The organism is Thalassobaculum sp., assembly GCF_965223715.1.
Lineage (GTDB): Bacteria > Pseudomonadota > Alphaproteobacteria > Thalassobaculales > Thalassobaculaceae > Thalassobaculum.
This window is the reverse complement of the sequence record NZ_OZ245012.1, coordinates 3,836,231-3,854,532: the sequence shown is the minus strand read 5'-3', so window position 1 is coordinate 3,854,532 and position 18,302 is coordinate 3,836,231. Positions and strand designations below refer to the sequence as shown.

The 18,302-nt window shown below is 67.3% G+C and carries 17 protein-coding genes; 8 read left to right on the top strand and 9 right to left on the bottom strand.

Going from position 1 to position 18,302, the window contains the following annotated elements:
- Nucleotides 1–11 precede the first annotated feature (11 nt).
- Both ACOQOP_RS17815 and ACOQOP_RS17810 read right to left on the bottom strand, forming a co-directional pair.
- The gene (locus tag ACOQOP_RS17815) at nucleotides 12–1,331 is read right to left on the bottom strand and encodes a putative sugar O-methyltransferase (RefSeq protein ID WP_420563157.1); all 1,320 of its coding nucleotides are present in this window, start codon (nucleotides 1,329–1,331) and stop codon (nucleotides 12–14) included.
- A gap of 331 nt (nucleotides 1,332–1,662) precedes the next feature.
- Nucleotides 1,663–2,442 (bottom strand): HpcH/HpaI aldolase family protein, encoded by a 780-nt coding sequence (locus tag ACOQOP_RS17810; protein ID WP_420563156.1) that lies wholly within the window; start codon nucleotides 2,440–2,442, stop codon nucleotides 1,663–1,665.
- Nucleotides 2,443–2,591: 149 nt separating this feature from the next.
- On the opposite strand from ACOQOP_RS17810, the gene ACOQOP_RS17805 reads away from it, so the two are divergent.
- On the top strand, nucleotides 2,592–3,293 hold the full coding sequence (locus ACOQOP_RS17805) for an endonuclease/exonuclease/phosphatase family protein (RefSeq protein WP_420563155.1): 702 nt from the start codon (nucleotides 2,592–2,594) through the stop codon (nucleotides 3,291–3,293).
- 109 nt (nucleotides 3,294–3,402) lie between these two features.
- Entirely contained in the window at nucleotides 3,403–4,818 is a 1,416-nt protein-coding gene (locus tag ACOQOP_RS17800) for an MATE family efflux transporter (RefSeq protein ID WP_420563154.1), read from the top strand.
- On the opposite strand, the gene ACOQOP_RS17795 is transcribed toward ACOQOP_RS17800, so the two are convergent.
- Nucleotides 4,808–5,182 carry a DUF4170 domain-containing protein gene (locus ACOQOP_RS17795; RefSeq protein WP_420563153.1) on the bottom strand — a complete coding sequence of 125 codons (375 nt, stop codon included), beginning with the start codon at nucleotides 5,180–5,182 and terminating at the stop codon, nucleotides 4,808–4,810. The two genes, ACOQOP_RS17800 and ACOQOP_RS17795, sit on opposite strands and share 11 nt — an antisense overlap.
- Nucleotides 5,183–5,344: 162 nt before the next feature.
- Here ACOQOP_RS17795 and ACOQOP_RS17790 point away from each other — a divergent pair, with 162 nt between their 5' ends.
- Complete coding sequence (locus tag ACOQOP_RS17790; RefSeq protein WP_420563152.1) at nucleotides 5,345–6,913, top strand: MFS transporter; 1,569 nt, start codon at nucleotides 5,345–5,347, stop codon at nucleotides 6,911–6,913.
- Nucleotides 6,914–7,616: 703 nt separating this feature from the next.
- On the opposite strand, the gene ACOQOP_RS17785 is transcribed toward ACOQOP_RS17790, so the two are convergent.
- Entirely contained in the window at nucleotides 7,617–8,828 is a 1,212-nt protein-coding gene (locus ACOQOP_RS17785) for an aminopeptidase P family protein (RefSeq protein ID WP_420563151.1), read from the bottom strand.
- Nucleotides 8,829–8,927: 99 nt separating this feature from the next.
- Here ACOQOP_RS17785 and ACOQOP_RS17780 point away from each other — a divergent pair, with 99 nt between their 5' ends.
- Nucleotides 8,928–10,274 carry a TldD/PmbA family protein gene (locus tag ACOQOP_RS17780; RefSeq protein ID WP_420563150.1) on the top strand — a complete coding sequence of 449 codons (1,347 nt, stop codon included), beginning with the start codon at nucleotides 8,928–8,930 and terminating at the stop codon, nucleotides 10,272–10,274.
- A 111-nt stretch (nucleotides 10,275–10,385) separates the two neighbouring features.
- A complete protein-coding gene (locus ACOQOP_RS17775) occupies nucleotides 10,386–10,904 on the top strand; it encodes a YHS domain-containing (seleno)protein (protein ID WP_420563149.1) in 519 nt (172 codons plus the stop codon).
- Nucleotides 10,905–10,910: 6 nt separating this feature from the next.
- Here the strand turns inward: ACOQOP_RS17775 and ACOQOP_RS17770 are convergent, their stop codons facing one another.
- Nucleotides 10,911–11,873 (bottom strand): diacylglycerol/lipid kinase family protein, encoded by a 963-nt coding sequence (locus ACOQOP_RS17770; protein WP_420563148.1) that lies wholly within the window; start codon nucleotides 11,871–11,873, stop codon nucleotides 10,911–10,913.
- Nucleotides 11,874–12,097: 224 nt separating this feature from the next.
- Between ACOQOP_RS17770 and ACOQOP_RS17765 the strand changes: the two genes are divergently transcribed.
- Nucleotides 12,098–12,871, top strand: a complete 774-nt coding sequence (locus tag ACOQOP_RS17765; protein ID WP_420563147.1) for a UDP-2,3-diacylglucosamine diphosphatase — start codon at nucleotides 12,098–12,100, stop codon at nucleotides 12,869–12,871.
- Nucleotides 12,872–12,944: 73 nt separating this feature from the next.
- A complete protein-coding gene (locus ACOQOP_RS17760; protein ID WP_420566543.1) occupies nucleotides 12,945–13,967 on the top strand; it encodes a glycosyltransferase family 4 protein in 1,023 nt (340 codons plus the stop codon).
- Between the two features lie 156 nt (nucleotides 13,968–14,123).
- On the opposite strand, the gene ACOQOP_RS17755 is transcribed toward ACOQOP_RS17760, so the two are convergent.
- The 4 genes from ACOQOP_RS17755 to ACOQOP_RS17740 form a co-directional block, all read right to left on the bottom strand.
- Nucleotides 14,124–14,855: an SIMPL domain-containing protein gene (locus ACOQOP_RS17755; RefSeq protein WP_420563146.1), complete on the bottom strand. Its 732-nt coding sequence runs from the start codon at nucleotides 14,853–14,855 to the stop codon at nucleotides 14,124–14,126.
- 178 nt (nucleotides 14,856–15,033) lie between these two features.
- On the bottom strand, nucleotides 15,034–15,345 hold the full coding sequence (locus ACOQOP_RS17750) for a DUF1244 domain-containing protein (protein ID WP_420563145.1): 312 nt from the start codon (nucleotides 15,343–15,345) through the stop codon (nucleotides 15,034–15,036).
- Between the two features lie 61 nt (nucleotides 15,346–15,406).
- Entirely contained in the window at nucleotides 15,407–16,183 is a 777-nt protein-coding gene (locus ACOQOP_RS17745; protein WP_420563144.1) for an N-formylglutamate amidohydrolase, read from the bottom strand.
- A 32-nt stretch (nucleotides 16,184–16,215) separates the two neighbouring features.
- Nucleotides 16,216–16,917 (bottom strand): DUF1028 domain-containing protein, encoded by a 702-nt coding sequence (locus ACOQOP_RS17740; RefSeq protein WP_420563143.1) that lies wholly within the window; start codon nucleotides 16,915–16,917, stop codon nucleotides 16,216–16,218.
- A 107-nt stretch (nucleotides 16,918–17,024) separates the two neighbouring features.
- On the opposite strand from ACOQOP_RS17740, the gene ACOQOP_RS17735 reads away from it, so the two are divergent.
- Nucleotides 17,025–18,242 (top strand): glycosyltransferase, encoded by a 1,218-nt coding sequence (locus ACOQOP_RS17735; RefSeq protein ID WP_420563142.1) that lies wholly within the window; start codon nucleotides 17,025–17,027, stop codon nucleotides 18,240–18,242.
- The last annotated feature ends 60 nt before the right edge of the window (nucleotides 18,243–18,302 follow it).

Below are 18,302 nucleotides of genomic sequence, written 5' to 3'. Positions count from 1 at the left end.
TGCCCGGGACCTCACTTCACTTTCCAGATTTGTTCAAACAGTCGTGTGAAAGCCGGATCCACTCGGTCTGCAATTTGGGTCCAGTCACTGGGGATCGGATAGTCGTCTTTTGTCAGTTGGATTTTATCCTGTAGGTTCTTCTGTAGCGTCCATTGCTTGGTATAGAAATACCCCGTTGTCGTGCGGCTGATTTGTTTTAGATAATAGTCAATTGTCTCTAATTTCATTTCCATAAGGGAGCAGACATTTATCGCCAGATCAAAATATTTGTCTGGCAAAAGCGCAATCTGATCAGCGCTCATGAAGCAAACATCAGCTTCTTCAAATTCCCTCTCAACAGATTGAAAGTTATCGATGGGCCTGAAATCAAAATATTTCAGGTTTGGCATGATATTGTGCATATAGTTTTGCGCAACGATGATCGCGGGGCTGATGTCGACCATCACGTATTTTTTTGCGCCCAAGTATTTGTACAAATGAGCTAGGCGCCCATAACCGCTCCCAATCTCCAATACGCGTATGTCATCTTGAAGATTTGTCTTACTCTTGATAAGGCTGTACTCCGCTACGGAGTGAGTCAGATCCTGGCCAATCAGTCTCGACCGTCGACGGATCTTCAGGGGGTTTCCGTAGAGGGGTTCTTGTAGACGCGTTAAAATCTTGTGCTCGTCAACAATGATTGCATATTCCCACATCAAACTGACGAGAAATGTATAGACCCTCCAGGTTTCTGCATTGTTGATTTGAACACTGTTAAAGTGCTGCACGTCAGCCTTCAGGCCAATCGAACCCGGTGCGTCCGAGTCGATCAGGAAAACATCCGTGGATCCATGAAGTTTCCACAAGTCCAAGTGGCTCTTAAAATGGATACTTGCTGGAGATTTGTTTAGGAAATTAATGTAATTATGACCTAATGTTCTTTTAAAGTTATCAATGCCATCGTCGATTAGCATTTTCACGTGATTTATCAGGTGTTTTCTCCAGAACTGGCTAGGAGCAACAACAGGATTCTTATCGATAGTCTCTGATATGAGATTGTGCTGGTTTATTATAAAACCATTGCTTATTTCAGATACCGTTCGATCAAGATCGACATAGTTCTTTGCGCTCGGGTCCTGCTCCTTCGACCCGCGTTCTAAAAACATATTGGCACGTCTTGCAGACAAAGCAATATTTCTTATAAGAGTTTCAAGTCCCTCGGTTCTCTTATAGTTATTAACTAGGGTGTCATGCAAGTTTAAGCCGGTTTTTTTAAATATCCGCCTGAAAATTACTTCCGATTCTACCGGATCAGTTTCAACAAGTTCTTGGGCAAGTTTGTAGGTGTCCATGTGATATTTTTTCCCATTCGTCACAGTTCGCGGTATTCGGGAAAGCAGGACTGCCGTCGGATTTGAAGCGGCGCGCCAAATCGCGAGGTATAGCGCCGATTTCGCCCTGTCAATGACGATCTGCAACGGGACAAGTATATCCTCAGACGAAGGTCTGGGCCGCTGGAAGGCCAGCGCAAACCCTGGTCAGCGCAGGTTTTTCGGCGCGGGAGGCCGTACGAGACGCCTGGAGAAACACCGGTTCGGCGCCTTCAAACAACCGAAGACACCACCCTCCTCGATCGGATGGTCGGCGTCTCCGCATCGGCGCCAAAATAGGATACTCGCCAAACTATCGGCGTGCCAGCCCCTCCCGGAACGCCTCCACATCGGCCTGCATGCCGGCGCGGATCAGGTAGGCGTCGGCCAGGCCGGCGACGAAGGAATAGCCCTCGGCCACCAGCTCGGTGAGGCTGTGGCCCGGGCGCGGGATCGTGCCCATGGGCTTGCCGGCCTTGCGGATCGCGGCCTCGGCGGCGTTGATCTGCTCGGTGACCTTCGCCTCGCCGGGCTTCTCCAGCAGGCCGAGCGATCCGGACAGGTCGGCGACGCCGATGAAGACCAGATCGACCCCGTCCACCGCGGCGATGGCCTCGGCCTCGGCCACGGCGGTGTGGGATTCGAGCTGGACGCAGATCAGCAGGTTCTCGTTCGCCCGCTTGGCGTAGTCCGGAGCCGCGCCATAGCCCGAGGCGCGCACGGTCGGGGCGGAATAGCCGCGGCGGCCCTGGGGCGGGTAGCGGCAGGCATCGACGATCGACTTCGCTTCTTCGGCACTTTCCACCATCGGGATCATCAGCGCCTCGGCCCCGGCATCCAGCACCCGCTTCATGTAGTCGCCGTCGGAGCCCGGGCAGCGCACCATGCAGGTGGCGTTGCCGGCCTGGGCGGCGCGCATCATGTGCACGGTGGTGTCGAGCGAGGCGAAGCCGTGCTCGTTGTCCAGGATCAGGCAGTCGTAGCCGACCAGGCTGGCGATCTCGGCAATCGACGGCTCGGACATCTGCAGCCACACGCCCAGGGTCGGCTCGCCACGGGCAATCTTCGCCTTCAGGGCATTCTCACGGAACATGCGTTGGTTTCCTCCCATGGATCCTTGTTCGGTCAGGATCCTGGGCGAAGCGAAGCACGCGCCGGGACCGGCCGCAACGCGGAGAATGACGAATTCCGCCATTCGGATGCGGCACGGAAACCGTCACACGGACGCGCTATAGAGGGCCCATGCGCATCCTCACCTGGAATACCTGGAAGAACGCCCCGCCCTACCGCGCGCGGCTGGAGGCGATGATCTCGGCGGCGGCGGCCGCACGTCCGGACATCGTTCTTCTGCAGGAGGCCTTCGTCGGCGGCGGCTGCGACACGGCCGCCTCGATCGCCGGGGCGCTGGGCATGCGGTGTCTCGCCGCCCCCGCCCGGCCCAAGCCGCGGCCGAGCGAGGACGGCACGATGGTCGACAGCACCAACGGGCTCGCGCTTCTGAGCCGCGAGGCCGCCTCTGCGCACCGGGTGATCGCCCTGCCGCCCCATCCCGACGACCCGGACCGGATCGCCCAGATCGCGCGCATCGACGGGCTCGACGTGGTCAACCTGCACCTCACCCATCTGACCGATGGCGACCACCTGCGCCGTGATCAGATCCTGCGGGTGCTGGACGTCCTGGACCCTGAGGCGCCGACCCTCCTCGGCGGCGATCTGAACGCGGAACCGGGCGATGCGGCGCTGGGCGCGCTGCTGGCGGCCGGGTTCCGGGATCTGGCGGCGGAACGGCCCGAGCCGACGATGGCCGGCCGGCGCATCGACTTCCTGTCGGCGCGGTCCCTGCCGCCGGCCTCGGCGACCACCCGGCTGGTCGGTGCCGAGCCGGTGGACGGTGTGGCCGGCAGCGACCATGCCGGGGTTCTGGCGGAGCTGATTCTGGCCTGACCGCGAGCGTCACGGTTGCAGCAGGCCGGGGGAATACGCTTGACCCGACGGCCCCCCGCTTCTAGAGCCGGGGTCCGGTGCGCCCCCCGCGCACCCCATGGAGCAGCGCATGGTCTCCCCCGACCCCGTCCTGTCCGAGCGCCGGGCGCCCACCGCCTTCGCGACGGAAGTCCGCACCACCCTGGCCCTGGCGATCCCGATCGCCGCGACCCAGCTCGCCCAGATGGCGCTGCAGACCACCGACGTGCTGATGACGGGCTATCTCGGCCCCGAGGCGCTGGCGGCGGCCCAGCTCGGCCACAGCTTCTACTTCCCGGTCTTCGTCACCCTGCTGGGCGTGCTGTTCGCCAGCTCCGCCATGTTCGCCCAGGAGCTGGGCGGCCGGCGCTACAAGGGGGTGCGCCGGACCTTTCGCCAGGCGATGTGGCTGATCCTGTCGGTGACGCCGGCGGCCTGGCTGTATTTCGGCAATGCCGAGGACATGCTGCTGGCCATGGGACAGGACCCGGTGCTGTCGGCCCGGGCGCAGACCTATTGCGACGGGGTGATGTGGGGCCTGCCCTTCATGGCCGGCTTCGCCCTGCTGCGCAACTTCATCGCCGCCCATGGCCGTCCGCGCCCGGCCATGTGGATCCTGGCCGTGGGCATCCCGGTGAACGCGGCGGCCGACTACGTGCTGATGTTCGGGGAGTTCGGCCTGCCGCGGCTGGAGCTGTACGGCCTCGGCCTGGCGACCACCTTTGTGCAGGCGACCATGTTCTTCGTGCTGCTGGCCTATATCCTGCGCGACCGGCGGTTCCGGCGGTACAGGCTGCTGGTGCGGTTCTGGCGCGCCGACTGGGCCCGGTACCGGGAACTCTGGGCGCTCGGCCTGCCGATCGGCCTGACCAAGCTCGCCGAGGCCGGGCTGTTCGCGGCGACCGGCTTCCTGATCGGGCTGATCGGCGTGGCCGAGCTGGCGGGCCATGCGGTGGCGCTGCAGTTCGCCGCGATCGCCTTCATGATCCCGTTCGGCGTCGCCCAGGCGGCGACGGTGCGGGTCGGGCTGGCGGTCGGCCGGCGCGATCCCGAGGGCGCGGTGCTGGCCGGCCGGGTGGCGACCCTGGTCGGCGTGCTGGTGATGGTGCCCTCGGCCCTGCTCTACGTGTTCTGGGGCGAGCCGCTGGTGTCGCTGTTCCTGGATACCGACAACCCGGAGGAATATGCCGCCGTGGCTCATGCGGTGACCTACCTGGCGATCGCCGGGCTGTTCCAGTTCGCCGATGGCGGCCAATCGGTGGCGGCGGGCGCCCTGCGCGGCTTCAAGGACACCCGCGTGCCGATGATCATCGCCCTGGTCGGCTACTGGCCGATCGGGATCGGCTCGGCGCTGCTGTTCGCCTTCCCCATGGGATTTGGCGGTGCCGGGGTCTGGGCCGGGCTGGCGCTCGGCCTGTTCGTGGTCTGGGTGCTGCTGGCGCTCAGGCTGCGCCAGGTGGCGGGACGGCAGGTTCCCCTGGCCGTCCCGGTGGCGGTCAGTGGCTGATCTTCTCGATCCGCCAGCGGGAATGGGCGTCGTCGACGCTCTCCCAGGCCTTCTGTGACCAGACCGACTTGGCCTCCTCGTAGTCTTCGAACGGTCCGAACTTCTTCTCCGGCGATCCGTCGGCGGTCTCGGTGAAGTCGGTGGACTTGTACACGCCGCCGACCACCCAGAACTCCGTCGCCTCCTCGTTCAGGATGCGGTAGCGCACATGGGCGTCGTCCACATGCTGCCAGGCGAGCTTGCCCCAGACCGACTTGGCGGTCTCGTAATCGTCGAACGGGCCGATCTTCTTCTCGGCGTCGCCGCCGACGATGGTGGTGAAGCTGGTGTCGGTGTATTCGCCGCCGATAACCCAATAGACCATGGCACCCTCCGCCGTGAGTTCCGCCCCCTATACCGAAGCCGGCCCCGGGCATCAATCGCGCGGTCCGTCGCGGGCCCGCGAGCCCCCGCCATCGCAGCCGTCGGCCGCACCCCCATCTATGCTGTGGGATAAACCCGCCGACCTGAGTAGATTGCGCCCGCCATGACCGAGCCGACCACAGCCGTACCACCGCCCTCCGACATCGCGCCGGCCGAATTCGGCCGGCTGCGCCGCGGGCTGATCCTGGCGACGACGGTGCTGGGCTCCAGCCTCGCCTTCATCGACGGCTCGGTGGTCAACGTGGCGCTGGCGGACATGCAGCGGGATCTCGGGGCGTCGGTGGGCGACCTGCAGTGGATCGCCAACAGCTACATGCTGACCCTGGCGGCCCTGCTGCTGCTCGGCGGCGCCTTCGGCGACCGGATCGGCCGGCGGCGGATCTTCATCCTCGGCCTGGTGATCTTCGCGGTGACCAGCGTAGCCTGCGCGATGGCGCAGAACGCCCCGGTGCTGATCATCGCCCGAGCGTTCCAGGGGGTGGGGGCGGCCCTGCTGGTGCCGAACAGCCTTGCAATCCTGTCGGCCTCCTACCCGCGGGACAAGCGCGGCCGGGCGATCGGCGCCTGGTCGGCCTTCGCCGCGGTGACCTCCGCCGGGGGCCCGGTGCTGGGCGGCTGGCTGGTGGATAGTTTCGGTTGGGCCTCGGTGTTCTGGATCAACCCGCCGATCGCCGCCCTGGCCCTGGTGCTGGCCCTGGTCGCGGTGGAGGAGAACCGCAATCCGCAGGCGCGGGGCGATCCGGACTGGCTCGGCGGGCTGCTCGCCATGCTCGGGCTGGGGCTGGTGTCCTACGCCCTGATCCAGGCCGGCGAGGCGAGCTTCGACTCGCGGATCGGCATCGCCACCGGTGTCCTCGGCATCCTGGCCCTGGCCCTGTTCGTGCGGGTCGAGGCGCGCTGCTCCATGCCGCTGATGCCGCTGCACCTGTTCGCCGACCGGGAGTTCGCGGCGGCCAACGTCCTGACCCTGTTGCTCTACGGGGCGCTGGGGGCGGCGGTGTTCCTGTTCCCCTTCGGCCTGATCCGGCTCTACGGCTATACGGCGACGGAGTCCGGGGCGGCCTTCCTGCCCTTCGCCCTGGTGCTGTTCCTGCTGGCCCGCTGGGGCGGGACGCTGATCGACCGCTACGGCGCGCGGATGCCGCTGGTGGCGGGGACGCTGATCACGGCGGTGGGGCTGGGCATGCTGGCGATCCCGACCACGGGCACGCCCTACTGGTCGACCTTTCTGCCCGGGGTGCTCGTGCTCGGGATCGGTATGGCGGTGTCGATTCCGCCGCTGACCACCGGGGTGATGAACGCGGTGGAGGACCGGCATGCGGGCATCGCCTCGGCGGTGAACAACGCGGCCAGCCGGGTCGCCTTTCTCATTGCGGTGGCGGCGGTGGGACCGCTGCTGCTTATCGCCTTCAACTGGCTGCAGGCGCCGCTGATGGCGGAGATCGCCATGCCCGAGGCGGTGCGCGCGGCGATCGGCCGCGATCCGGGCAGCCTCGCCAGCCTGACGGCACCGGAGGGTTCGGGGGAGGCGGGCCCCCTGATCGTGGCCGCCGCCCGCGAAGCGCTGATAGACGCCTTCCGCATCGCCATCGTGGGCCTGGCGATCCTGGCGACGGCCTCGGGCGTGGTGGCGGCGGTGATGTATCCCAAGAAACCCCGCCGGACGGGGTGAGGGCTGGCGGGTTCTCCCCCTCTCGACACTCCCCGGATTTAGTCCGGGGCCTACGGGTCCGCGTGGACGGGCTCATCCCCCACGTGCGTGCAACCTCAACCGTGGGCCCCGGACTAAATCCGGGGAGAGAGTTGGGAATTGTGAACCTCCCAATTCACTCCCGGACTTGTTCCGGGACAAGCGCGTCGGCTTCGGCGGGCCTCTCCCGGAAGGCGAAGCCGCCTGACCCGCTCACCCCGGAATAAATCCGGGGAGAGGGTGGGACTTGTGAACCTCCTAATGCACTTCCCGGACGTGTTCCGGGACAAGCGCGTCGGCTCGGGCGGGCCTCTCCCGCAAGGCGAAGCCGCCTGACCCGCTCACCCCGGACTAAATCCGGGGAGAGAGTTGGGATTTCCGAACCCCCCAATTCACTTCCCGGACTTGTTCCGGGACCAGCGTGTCGGTTTGGGCGGGCCTCTCCCGGAAGGCGAAGCCGCCTGACCCGCTCACCCCGGACTAAATCTGGGGAGAGAGTTGGGATTTCCGAACCCCCCAATTCACTTCCCGGACTTGTTCCGGGACAAGCGCGTCGGCTTGGGCGGGCCTCTCCCGGAAGGCGAAGCCGCCGGGCCCGCTCACCCCGGAATAAATCCGGGGAGAGAGGGAGCGAGGGAGAGTGGGAGAGGGGTGAGTTTGCGAGGGGATGAAGGGTGTCGGCCCCTCACCCCAGCACGTTCTTCTCAGGCCCCACCGGGAAGCCGGTGATGTTCTCCGCCCCGGTCTCGGTGATGATCAGGATGTCGTGCTCCCGGTAGCCGCCAGCCCCCGGCTGGCCTTCCGGGACGGTGATCATCGGCTCCATCGACACCACCATGCCCGGCTCCAGCACCGTCTCCACGTCCTCGCGCAGCTCCAGCCCCGCCTCGCGGCCGTAATAGTGGGACAGCACGCCGAAGGAATGGCCGTAGCCGAAGGTGCGATTCTCCAGCACCCCGTGGCGCGCGTAGATCTCGTTGAGCGCGTTGGCGATGTCGCAGCAGCGGTTGCCCGGCCGCATCAGCGCCAGCCCGGCGTGATAAACCTCCAGGTTGATGTCCCAGTAGCGCCGGTGGGCGTCGGAGACCGACTTGCAGAACAGGGTGCGCTCAAGCGCGGTGTAGTAGCCGGCGATCATCGGGAAGCAGTTCAGCGACAGGATGTCTCCCGCCTCGATCCGCCGGGAGGTTACCGGATTGTGGGCGCCGTCGGTGTTGATGCCGGACTGGAACCAGGTCCAGGTGTCCATCAGTTCGGCATGGGGCATGGACCGGGCGATCTCGCGCACCATGGCCTGGGTCGAATGCAGGGCGACCTCGTGCTCCGGCACGCCGACGCCGACCGCTTCGGCGCAGGCGGCCCCGCCGATATCGGCGATGCGGGCCCCCTCGCGGATCAGGGCGATCTCCTCCGCCGACTTGGTCATGCGCTGGCGCATGGCGGCGACGGCGATATCGGCGAACTCGGCCGCCGGAAACGCCTCGCCCAGCAGGCGCCGGGTGTCCAGGTCCACATGGTCGTATTCGATGCCGATCCGCGTCACCCCCGGCAGGAGGGTCTGCAGGGCGTGGAACCAGTTGTCCCGGCGCCAGTCGGTATAGACTAGATTGTCTCCGTGGGTGCGGCGCCAGGGCTGGCCGGCATCGATATTGGCGCTGACCGTGGTCACGGCGTCGGCGGTGACGACGCAGGCATAACGCCGGCCGAAGCGGGTGTAGAGGAAATCGGTGTAGTAGTTGATGCCGTGATAGGAGGTCAGGATCGCCGCATCCAGTCCCAGCTCGTCCAGGATGGCCCGCAACCCGGCCTGCCGCCGGTCCATTTCCGCCGCCGAGAAGGTGCCCTGGACCTTCTGCCCATTCTCAATCCGCTTCAGGCGCTCCATATCCAACCCCATCGACCCCTCCTTGGGTAAAAGCCGTCGGATGGTTGCACCATCCCTCTCAGCCCTCTAATTGGTCCCACGACCAGACGCCAGTCCGAACAGGAAGCCTCCATGACCGATCTTTCGCCGCATGATCTGCTCGACGATCTCCTGACCCGGGCGAAGCGGGCCGGGGCGGACGCCGCGGACGCCATTTTCGCCCAGGGCGTGTCGCAGTCGGTGTCCCAGCGCCTGGGCAAGCCGGAGGCGGTGGAACGCTCCGAAGGCAAGGATCTCGGCCTGCGGGTCTTCGTCGGCCGGCGCCAGGCGGTGGTCTCCACCACCGACCTGAAGGGCGACGCCCTGGACGACATGATCGAGCGCGCGGTCGCCATGGCCAAGGTGGCGCCGGAGGATCCCTATGCCGGCCTCGCCGAGCCCTCGCAGATCGCGAAGGATTGGCCGCAGATCGAGATGTTCGACCCGACCGAGCCGAGCGCCGACACCCTGGTGGAGCGCGCCCGCGCCGCCGAGGACGCCGCCCGCGCCGTGGCCGGCGTGACCAATTCCGAAGGGGCCGAGGCCGGCTACGGGGTGACCGACGTGACCTTGGCGGCCAGCAATGGCTTCACCGGCGCCTATAAGCGCTCCAGCTATTCGCTGGGTGTCTCCGTCATCGCCGGCACCGGCCAGAAGATGGAGCGCGACCACGACTACAGCGCCAAGGTGTTCGACGCCGACCTGGACGACCCGGCCGAGGTCGGCCGGCGGGCCGGCGAGCGCGCCGTACGCCGCCTGAACCCGCGCCGGCCCAAGACCTGCCGGGTGCCGGTGGTGATGGAGCCGCGGGCGGCTCGCTCCATGCTGGGCTACCTCGCCTCGGCGATCAGCGGCACGTCGATCGCCCGGGGCACCAGCTTCCTGAAGGAGTCCATGGGCGCCCAGCTGTTCCGCGACGACATCCAGATCTTCGACGACCCGCACCGGCCGCGGGGCTTCCGCTCCAAGCCGTTCGACGCCGAGGGGCTGGCGACGAAACCGCGCGCGGTGATCGAGAACGGCCGACTGACGAGTTGGACCCTGGATCTGGCGACCGCCCGCCAGCTCGGCCTGGAGAGCACGGCCAACGCCGCGCGCGGCACCGGGGGCACCCCCGGCCCGAGCGTCAGCAACTTCTACATGGCCGCCGGCAAGGTCTCTCCCGAGGAGCTGATCAAGGACATCGAGAGCGGCTTCTTCGTCACCGAGATGATGGGCACCAGCGTCAACCTGGTCACCGGCGACTACAGCCGCGGGGCGGCCGGCTACTGGATCGAGAACGGCGAGATCACCTTCCCGGTCTCCGAGATGACCATCGGCGGGCACCTGAAGGAGATGTTCGCCTCCCTGGTGGCGGCCGACGACCTGGAGCTGAAATACGGCATGGACAGCCCGACCCTGCGGATCGAGGGCTTGCTGGTCGGCGGCGGCGAGGGCTGAAGCGCCCTCTCACATTTGTGACACTTTTCCTCTGGCAACCCGAACGCCTGCTCCCCATATCGCGGATCGGGCGGAGGGACCGGCCGCGTGCCGGAGCCTAGAGGAAGTCACATGAGATACCTGCCCGCCTTTTTCAGATTGTCCGTGATCACGGGTGCGGCCGCCATCGGCGCGGTCTTCGTCGCCTGTGGCGCCGGCGTTCCCGCCAGCGGGGCCGCCACCCATGGATCGGCCCCGGTCTTCGCGCGCGACGGTGTCGCGCTCGGCGGCTACGACCCGGTCTCCTACTTCTTCGAGAGCGAGCCCGCCCCGGGCTCCGCCACCCACCAGGTGACCTGGCAGGGCACCGTCTGGTACTTCACCTCGGCGGAGAACGCCCTGCGTTTCCGCGAGAATCCGGAGCTCTACGCGCCGCAATACGGCGGCTACAGCCTGTACGGCATGTCCCGGGGCAAGGCCTATGCGGCCGACCCCAAGGTCTTCGACATCATCGACGGCAAGCTCTACCTGTCCCGCAACGACGCGGTGCGCGAGATCTGGCAGCGCAATCCGAGCGGGTACATCGCCACCGCCGACCGCAAGTGGCGGCAGGCCGTCTGGTCCGAGGCGCCGAACCAGCTCGTCCGCTGATCGCGGTCAGGATGCGCCGCGCGGCATCAGAATCCGCACCGTCTCCGGCCCGATGCCGATGGTGAGCGGGAGGCGGGTGATGATGTCGCCGTCGCCCTGGACCGGCCCGTCCCGGTCGTCGTCGATGTGGATCTCGCGGCCGGGGATCACCCGATAGGTGTTCAGCCGGTCCAGGAAGCCGCCGAACAGCGCCAGCATGTAGTAGATCGCCTGCCAGCGCCCCGGCTTCTGGAACAGGCAGACATGCAGCCCGGGCTCGGTGATCCGGGCGTTCTCGGCGCACACGAAGCGGCCGCCGTAATAATGGCCGTTGGCGACGATCGCGCCGGCCGCCCGGTGCTCCACCCCGTCCACCGTCACCCGGAAATGGTGGTCGCGATAGGCGGCCCAGCGCTTCAGGGTGGCCAGCGCATAGGCCAGCTTGCCGGTCTTGCGCTTCAGCTTCTTGTCGACGCTGGCCACCACTTCCGCATCCAGCCCGACCCCGGTCATCAGGGTGAAGTAGCGCCCATTCGCCATGCCCAGATAGATCGGCGTCGGCACGCCGGTGAAGATCGTGTCGACCACCGTGTCGGTATCGATCGCCAGGCCGATCTCGGCGGCCAGCACGTTGGCGGTGCCGATCGGCAGCAGCGCCAGGGGCGTGTCGCCGCCGGCCAGGCCGTTCACCACCTCGTTGATCGTCCCGTCGCCGCCGGCGCAGATCACCACGTCGGGCCCGCTGCCCAGGAAGCGGGCGGCATGGGCGGTCTGCTCCGCGTCGCCGGCGAAGGAGGTGCGGTGGATCGTCACTTCGACCCCGGCCTCGGTCAGGCGGGCCACCGTCTCCTCCAGCCGGGCCACCTTGCGTCCGCCGCCGGCATTCCGGTTGAAGATGATCAGCGCCCGCCGCACCTGGCGCGCCGCGGGGTCGCCCGGCGTCTCGGGCTCGGCCGCCGGCGGGGTCGCGGGGTCGGTACGCTTATCCATGAATCCTCTCCGCCGGCCCGGTCAGGCGACTGAAAAACGAACTGAATGTGATGTTGTTAAGGTTTTGTGACGAACGAACGCAAGCGTTGTTCTGCATTCCGGAAGACGAAGTGAACCGTAAATTGTCACCGATATTTCACTTTACCACATATTGAGTGTCACTTATCCGCGTTATCAACTTGTAGGAATTTAGCTGACCGGCGTGGCGATGGCGGGGGTACGGTATGAACGCGGAGCGGGGCGTGACCCGATACCGGGCGATCTGGATTTCCGACATCCACCTGGGCACCCGCGGGTGCCAGGCAGAGTACCTGCTCGACTTCCTGAAGCATACCGATTCCGAGTACCTCTACCTGGTCGGCGACATCCTCGACATCTGGCGGATGAAGCGGAGCTGGGGCTGGCGCCAGGCCCATAACGACGTGGTGCAGAAGCTGCTGCGCAAGGCGCGCAAGGGCACCAAGGTCATCTTCATCCCGGGCAATCATGACGACCTGTTCCGGGAATACCTGAATTCCGATTTCGGCCAGATCGAGATCCGGCCCGAGCACATCCACGTCACCAAAGACGGCCGGCGCTTCCTGGTGATCCACGGCGACGAGTTCGACGTGGTGGTCACCTATGCCAAGTGGCTGGCGGTGCTGGGCGACTGGTCCTACGCCACCCTGCTGTCGCTCAACGTCGCCTTCAACGAGATCCGCCGCCGCTTCGGCTACCCCTATTGGTCGCTGTCCGCCTATCTGAAGCAGAAGGCGAAGCGGGCGGTCGAGTTCATCGGCGCCTTCGAGGACGCGCTGGCCGACGAGGCGCGCAAGCGCGGGGTGGACGGCGTGGTCTGCGGCCATATCCACAAGGCCGAGATGCGGATGATCGGCGACATCCTGTACTGCAACGACGGCGACTGGGTGGAGAGCTGCACCGCCCTGGTCGAGCATATGGACGGGCAGATGGAGATCCTCCATTGGGCGGAGATCCGGCAGCTCTCCATGGCGGCCTGAGGCGGGCGGCATGAGCAGCCCGGCCCGCGCGCTCACGGCACCCCCGCCCGCGGCCCTCGGGGCCGCCGACGGGCTGCATGTGGCGGTGGTGTCCGACGCCTGGTATCCGCAGGTCAACGGGGTGGTGCGCACCCTGGCGACCACGGCGGACCACCTGCGCCACATGGGCCACCGGGTGACCTTCGTGACCCCGGACCGGTTCCGCACCGTCCCCTGTCCCACCTATCCGGAGATCCGGCTGGCCCTGTTCCCCGACCGGCGGGTGACCGAACTGCTGGACGCCGCCCATCCCTGCGCGATCCATATCGCGACGGAAGGACCGCTCGGCTATGCCGCCCGGCGCTACTGCCTAGCGCGGGGGCTGCCCTTCACCACGGCCTATCACACCAAGTTTCCGGAGTATCTCCAGGCCCGGGCCGGCATCCCGCTGTCCTGGACCTACCGGATGATGCGCCGGTTCCACGCGCCGTCGAGCGGGGTGATGGTGGCGACCGCGTCGCTGCGCCGGGAGCTGGAGGCCCAGGGCTTTCCGAACCTGCGCGACTGGACCCGCGGGGTCGACGTGTCGCTGTTCCATCCGCGCCCGTCGGTTCTCGACCTGCCGCGGCCGATCCTGATGTATGTGGGCCGGGTGGCGGTGGAGAAGAACATCGGCGCCTTCCTGGCCCTGGACCATTCGGGCACCAAGGTGGTGGTCGGCGACGGCCCGCAGCGCGCCGAGCTGGAGCGTCAGCATCCCGAGGTGGTCTTCGTCGGGTCGAAATCCGGCGAGGACCTGGCCGCCCATTACGCCTCGGCGGACGTCTTCGTCTTCCCGAGCCGCACCGACACCTTCGGCCTGGTGCTGATCGAGGCGCTGGCCAGCGGCGTACCGGTGGCCGCCTATCCGGTGCCGGGCCCGCTGGACGTGATCGCCGACAGCGGCGCGGGGGTGCTGGACGAGGATCTCGGCCGCGCGGTGGCCGGGGCGCTGAGGATCGACCGGAATGTGGCAAGAGCGCGGGGGTTGCAGTTCACCTGGGCGCGTTGTGCCGAGATGTTCCTGGACAACCTCCAGCCGTTCGAGCCGGCGGTCGGTCAGGCGCGGGCGGCTTAGGCCCTCCCACCGTCATCCGTCATCCCGGACGATCCCGTCCCGGATTTAATCCGGGATTGATCCGGGAGCGGGCCGGGACCCAGAACAGGCGCTCGGATCAAGGTCCCGGCCGACCCCCGGATCAGGTCCGGGGCTCGCCGGGATGACGATTGTTGCTCAATCCCGCAGGAAGAAGTCGATCGTCGACACCACGCGGACCCGCTTCTCGATGGCGCTGTCGGCGTTGTACTCGGCCCAGCCGCGCGGGGCGCCGATGGTGAACACACCCTGGTTGGCCTGGCGGATCGCGCCGACCGTGCTGCCGCTGTCGTCGGCGAACTGCTGGGCGCCGGCGCGGGCCTCCTTGGTGGCCTCGGCGATCATCTCCGGCTTGATGTCGTTCAGGCCGGTGAAGACATAGGTCGGCCCGCCGGTCTCGGCGAAGACGACGCCCATCTTCACCAGCTCGCCGATCCGCGAGGCGGCGGAGTCCACCAGCGTCACGTTGTCGGTGCGCACGGTGACCGTCTGGGCCAGGATGTAGCGGCCCTTCTCGATACCCTCCGGCCGGTAGGCCTGGGCCAGCAGGTCCTGCACCTCGACCCGGCCGCGCAGGATGCTGTCCTGGGGCAGGCCCTCGCCCACCAGGAAGACCACCAGGGCGTCCACGTCCTGCTCCAGCCGCGACTGGGTGGCGCCCAGATCGTCGCCGGTCTCGGTGATGCGCACCGGCCAGACCGCCAGGTCGGAGACCACGTCGCGCTCGGAGACGCCCTTGACCGTCACGTAGCGGTCGGCGGCGCGGCCGTCGCGGAACCCGTCGCCGACGAACTTCCCGGCGACGGCGACGCCCACGGCGACGACCACGGAACAGAGGAGAAGGGCGGCGATACGCAACTGATCCGGCATGGTCTCACTTCCTAGCAGGCGGCCGTTTGGTCCGCGCCGGTATCATGGGCCGCCAATCGTGACAGGTGTTAGACGTCACTGCGGCGAAACCGGACGGGGCCGGCATGGTGCCTGATTCCGCAGCGCCCTGTCCCGATCTTCGTTGTCTCAGACTGTGTCGCCGGCAGGTGCCATGGCCTCAGTGCTTGGCCTGGGCGTCGAAGGCGGCCTTCTGTTCGGCAGAGGCCTCGGCCTGGTAGGTCGCCTTCCACTCGGCATAGGGCATGCCGTAGACGATCTCGCGCGCCTGCTCGTAGTCGAGGTCGAGGCCCTTCTCCTCGGCCGCGGCCCGGTACCACTTGGACAGGCAGTTGCGGCAGAACCCCGCCAGGTTCATCAGGTCGATGTTCTGCACGTCGGTGCGCTCGCGCAGGTGGGCGACCAGGGTGCGGAAGGCGGCCGCCTCCAGTTCGGTGCGGGTCGCGTCGTCGAGTGTCGGTTGGTCGGCCATGGTCGATCCTCCAGGAGTCGGGTTCTTTGCCCCGAAATATCGTCGCGACGCCCGGCCGGCGCTACCCCTCGTCGGCCGTCCTCAGCAATTCCGCCAGCGCATCGCCGAACCGCCCGGCCCAGAGGTCGCCGCCGGCATCGTCGGCGATCAGGTCCTGGCGGAACTCCAGGCACAGGTTGCTCAGGCCCCGCCGGTCGCCATGGACCGGCACCGTGTAGCCCTCGGGCGAGGAGCCGGAATAGGGCTCGTTGGCGCCGACGCAGACCGTGGGGAACAGGCCCCGGAAGATCCCCATGGCCCGGGCCGAGGTGGGTGCGTCGCCGGCCCACAGGAAGCCGATCTCCCACGGCCGGTCGGCCGGTGCGCTGACCAGGGTCGGGGTGAAGCTGTGCAGGGCGACGAGGAGCGGGTGCTCCCCCGCCTTGGCCCGCGCGTCCAGCAGGTCGGCGATGGCGCCGTGATAGGGATGGAACAGGGCGTCGTAGCGGGCCTGGCGGTCGTCGGCATGCAGGTCCTGGTTGCCCGGAACCGGCGTGCCGTCGGAGACCTCCGGCATGGAGCCGGGCGAGTACGGCACCCGGTTCACGTCGCAGACCAGCCGGGAATAGCCGCTGACCACCAGCGGTGCCGAGAACCGCTCGGCCAGGCGCCGGGCGATCCGGTCGATGCCGATGTCGTAGCCGATATGCCGGTTCAGCTCGCGCGTGGGAAGGCCGAGGCCGTCCAAGGCGGCCGGGACGGCGTTGGCGTTGTGGTCGGAGACGAAGACCACCGCGGCGGTGGAGTCCGGGTTCACGACCTCGAAGGCCGGCGGATCGGTGTCGGTGAGCAGAGCCATGGGGCTTCCCATACGCGGCGGATCGCCCGGGCTCAAGCCTTGGCGGCGACCAGCTCCTTGTGCAGGCGCACCAGGGTGGCGTCGTCGGGCACCGTCTCCGGCTGCAGTACCCGGCGCTGGAACTCGGCGGAGACCGGGGCGTATTCCTGGGCCAGCACCCGCAGCTCGGCGATCGGGTCGGCGGCGCGGTCGACCCGCAGGTCCATCCAGGCGAAGTCGTCGTCGCGCACGATCAGCAGGGCCGCCGATTTCAGCGCCCCCAATTCTCCGCCGGCTTCCACACCCGCCTCCAGGGCCGCCACCAGCCGCAGCTCCAGCGGCTCTTGGGGATCGGCCATGAACCGGTCGAGCATGGCCTGGGGCACCGCCTCGCTGCGCAGGATGTTGCCGATGGCGATGGCGCCGTCCCGGCTGGCATGGCCGTGATAGGAGTAGATCTCGCTGCCGTGATAGGCGGCCGTCCGCCCGGCCGAATCGACCACCGCCACCTGTCGCCACTTGGCGTCGTAGCGGCCGGCGACCAGGGCATCCAGCGTCTCCTGGGCGGAGAGCCCTCTGGACAGGAGCTGCAGGCCGAGCGGCCCGAGGCGCGGGTCGGTGCGGTGCTGGGTCAGCACGGCGCCGACGCCCGCCTTCGCGTAGGGGCAGCGGCTGCCGACCGCCAGGCCGGAGGTGGTGACGGCGAGGCCGTAGGCACCGGTCTCGGGATCGCGCGCGGCGATGGAGAAGGTCATGGGAGGGCTCCGGGTCGATCTGCTGCTGGCGCGGACCGGAGTGGTGTTGGGTCTCCGGCCGCGCTATGGAGGAGGGGTCTGCCTATCGAAGCACGGGATCTGGCGAAGTGCGCGTACTTTTTGGTTGGGAGTTCGGGGCCGGGCTCGGTCACGTCACGCGGTTCCGTCCGATCGCCGAGCGCCTGTCGGCCGAGGGCTGGGAGATCGTCTGCGCCCTGCAGGAGATCGAGCGCGGCGACGCCCTGATCGACCGCGCGACCGGCCAGCGCCTGCCCGGCGTGCGGGTCATCCAGGCGCCGCGCTGGAACATCCCCACCGACCCCAAGGTCCGGCAGATCCCGACCCATATCTTCGCCGACGTGCTGCGGATCATCGGCTACGGCAATGTGGAGGCGCTGCGCCAGCGAATCTCGGCCTGGCGCGACCTGATCGACGTGGTGAAGCCGGATGTGGTGGTGGGCGACTTCTCGCCGACCCTGAACCTGGCGGCGCGGGGGCGGGTGCCGCATATCGGCGTCGGCAACGGCTACACCACCCCGCCGGCCGGCCGGCCCATGCCGCCGATCCGGCCCTGGCAGGAAACGCTGGAGCCGTTCAGCGTCGAGAACGAGGAGGCGCTGCACCGCTCGATGAACGCGGCCCTGGCGGCGCTCGGCGACAGGCCGGTGGAGTACGTGGCCGACGCCCTGCACGGGGACGAGACCTTCGTGTTCTCCCTGCCGCTGGTCGATCCCTACGCCGCCTACCGCACCGAGCCGACGCTGCCGCCCTTCAACATGCCGCGCAACATCCGGCCGAAACCGATTGCCGAGCGCGAGGAGCGGGGCGTGTTCCTCTACCTGCCGCGCAGCCACAAGCTGACCCCGGTCGCGGTGGCGGCGACCAAGGCGGCGAAGGTGCGGGGCAGCGGCTACATCTCCGATCTCGCCCCGTCGGGTGCCGCGAAGGAGAGCGGGCCGGGGCTGACGATCCATTCCGAGCCCCAGGACTTCGCCACCGTGCTGCCCTCGGTCCGGCTGATCGTCCACCATGGCGGCCTGTCGACGGCGGTCGCCGCCCTTCTGGCCGGGACGCCGCAGTTCATCCTGCCCTGGAACCTGGAGCATTCGGTGACCGCGCGCGGCGTGGCCAAGACCGGCGGCACCGTGGTGCTCTCCGCCGGCCACGAGGACGAGACCAGCCTGCGCAACGCGATCTCGAATATCTGCACCGACCAGACCATCGCCGACCGCGCCCTGGCGGCCGCCGGCACCGTCGACCTGGGCGACCCGGAGGCGGCGATCGGCACGATGCTCGGCCGGGTGAAGGCGCTGGCGGGGGTATAGGGACACTCTCCACCCCCACCCGTCATCCTGATGCACATCAGGATCAACGCCCGGACGCCC

Excerpts from the sequence above, each read along its gene's own strand:
- ACOQOP_RS17815 (WP_420563157.1), bottom strand. The coding sequence starts at position 1,331 with ATGGACACCTACAAACTTGCCCAAGAACTTGTTGAAACTGATCCGGTA.
- ACOQOP_RS17810 (WP_420563156.1), bottom strand. The coding sequence starts at position 2,442 with ATGTTCCGTGAGAATGCCCTGAAGGCGAAGATTGCCCGTGGCGAGCCG.
- ACOQOP_RS17805 (WP_420563155.1), top strand. The coding sequence starts at position 2,592 with ATGCGCATCCTCACCTGGAATACCTGGAAGAACGCCCCGCCCTACCGC.
- ACOQOP_RS17800 (WP_420563154.1), top strand. The coding sequence starts at position 3,403 with ATGGTCTCCCCCGACCCCGTCCTGTCCGAGCGCCGGGCGCCCACCGCC.
- ACOQOP_RS17795 (WP_420563153.1), bottom strand. The coding sequence starts at position 5,182 with ATGGTCTATTGGGTTATCGGCGGCGAATACACCGACACCAGCTTCACC.
- ACOQOP_RS17790 (WP_420563152.1), top strand. The coding sequence starts at position 5,345 with ATGACCGAGCCGACCACAGCCGTACCACCGCCCTCCGACATCGCGCCG.
- ACOQOP_RS17785 (WP_420563151.1), bottom strand. The coding sequence starts at position 8,828 with ATGGGGTTGGATATGGAGCGCCTGAAGCGGATTGAGAATGGGCAGAAG.
- ACOQOP_RS17780 (WP_420563150.1), top strand. The coding sequence starts at position 8,928 with ATGACCGATCTTTCGCCGCATGATCTGCTCGACGATCTCCTGACCCGG.
- ACOQOP_RS17775 (WP_420563149.1), top strand. The coding sequence starts at position 10,386 with ATGAGATACCTGCCCGCCTTTTTCAGATTGTCCGTGATCACGGGTGCG.
- ACOQOP_RS17770 (WP_420563148.1), bottom strand. The coding sequence starts at position 11,873 with ATGGATAAGCGTACCGACCCCGCGACCCCGCCGGCGGCCGAGCCCGAG.
- ACOQOP_RS17765 (WP_420563147.1), top strand. The coding sequence starts at position 12,098 with ATGAACGCGGAGCGGGGCGTGACCCGATACCGGGCGATCTGGATTTCC.
- ACOQOP_RS17755 (WP_420563146.1), bottom strand. The coding sequence starts at position 14,855 with ATGCCGGATCAGTTGCGTATCGCCGCCCTTCTCCTCTGTTCCGTGGTC.
- ACOQOP_RS17750 (WP_420563145.1), bottom strand. The coding sequence starts at position 15,345 with ATGGCCGACCAACCGACACTCGACGACGCGACCCGCACCGAACTGGAG.
- ACOQOP_RS17745 (WP_420563144.1), bottom strand. The coding sequence starts at position 16,183 with ATGGCTCTGCTCACCGACACCGATCCGCCGGCCTTCGAGGTCGTGAAC.
- ACOQOP_RS17740 (WP_420563143.1), bottom strand. The coding sequence starts at position 16,917 with ATGACCTTCTCCATCGCCGCGCGCGATCCCGAGACCGGTGCCTACGGC.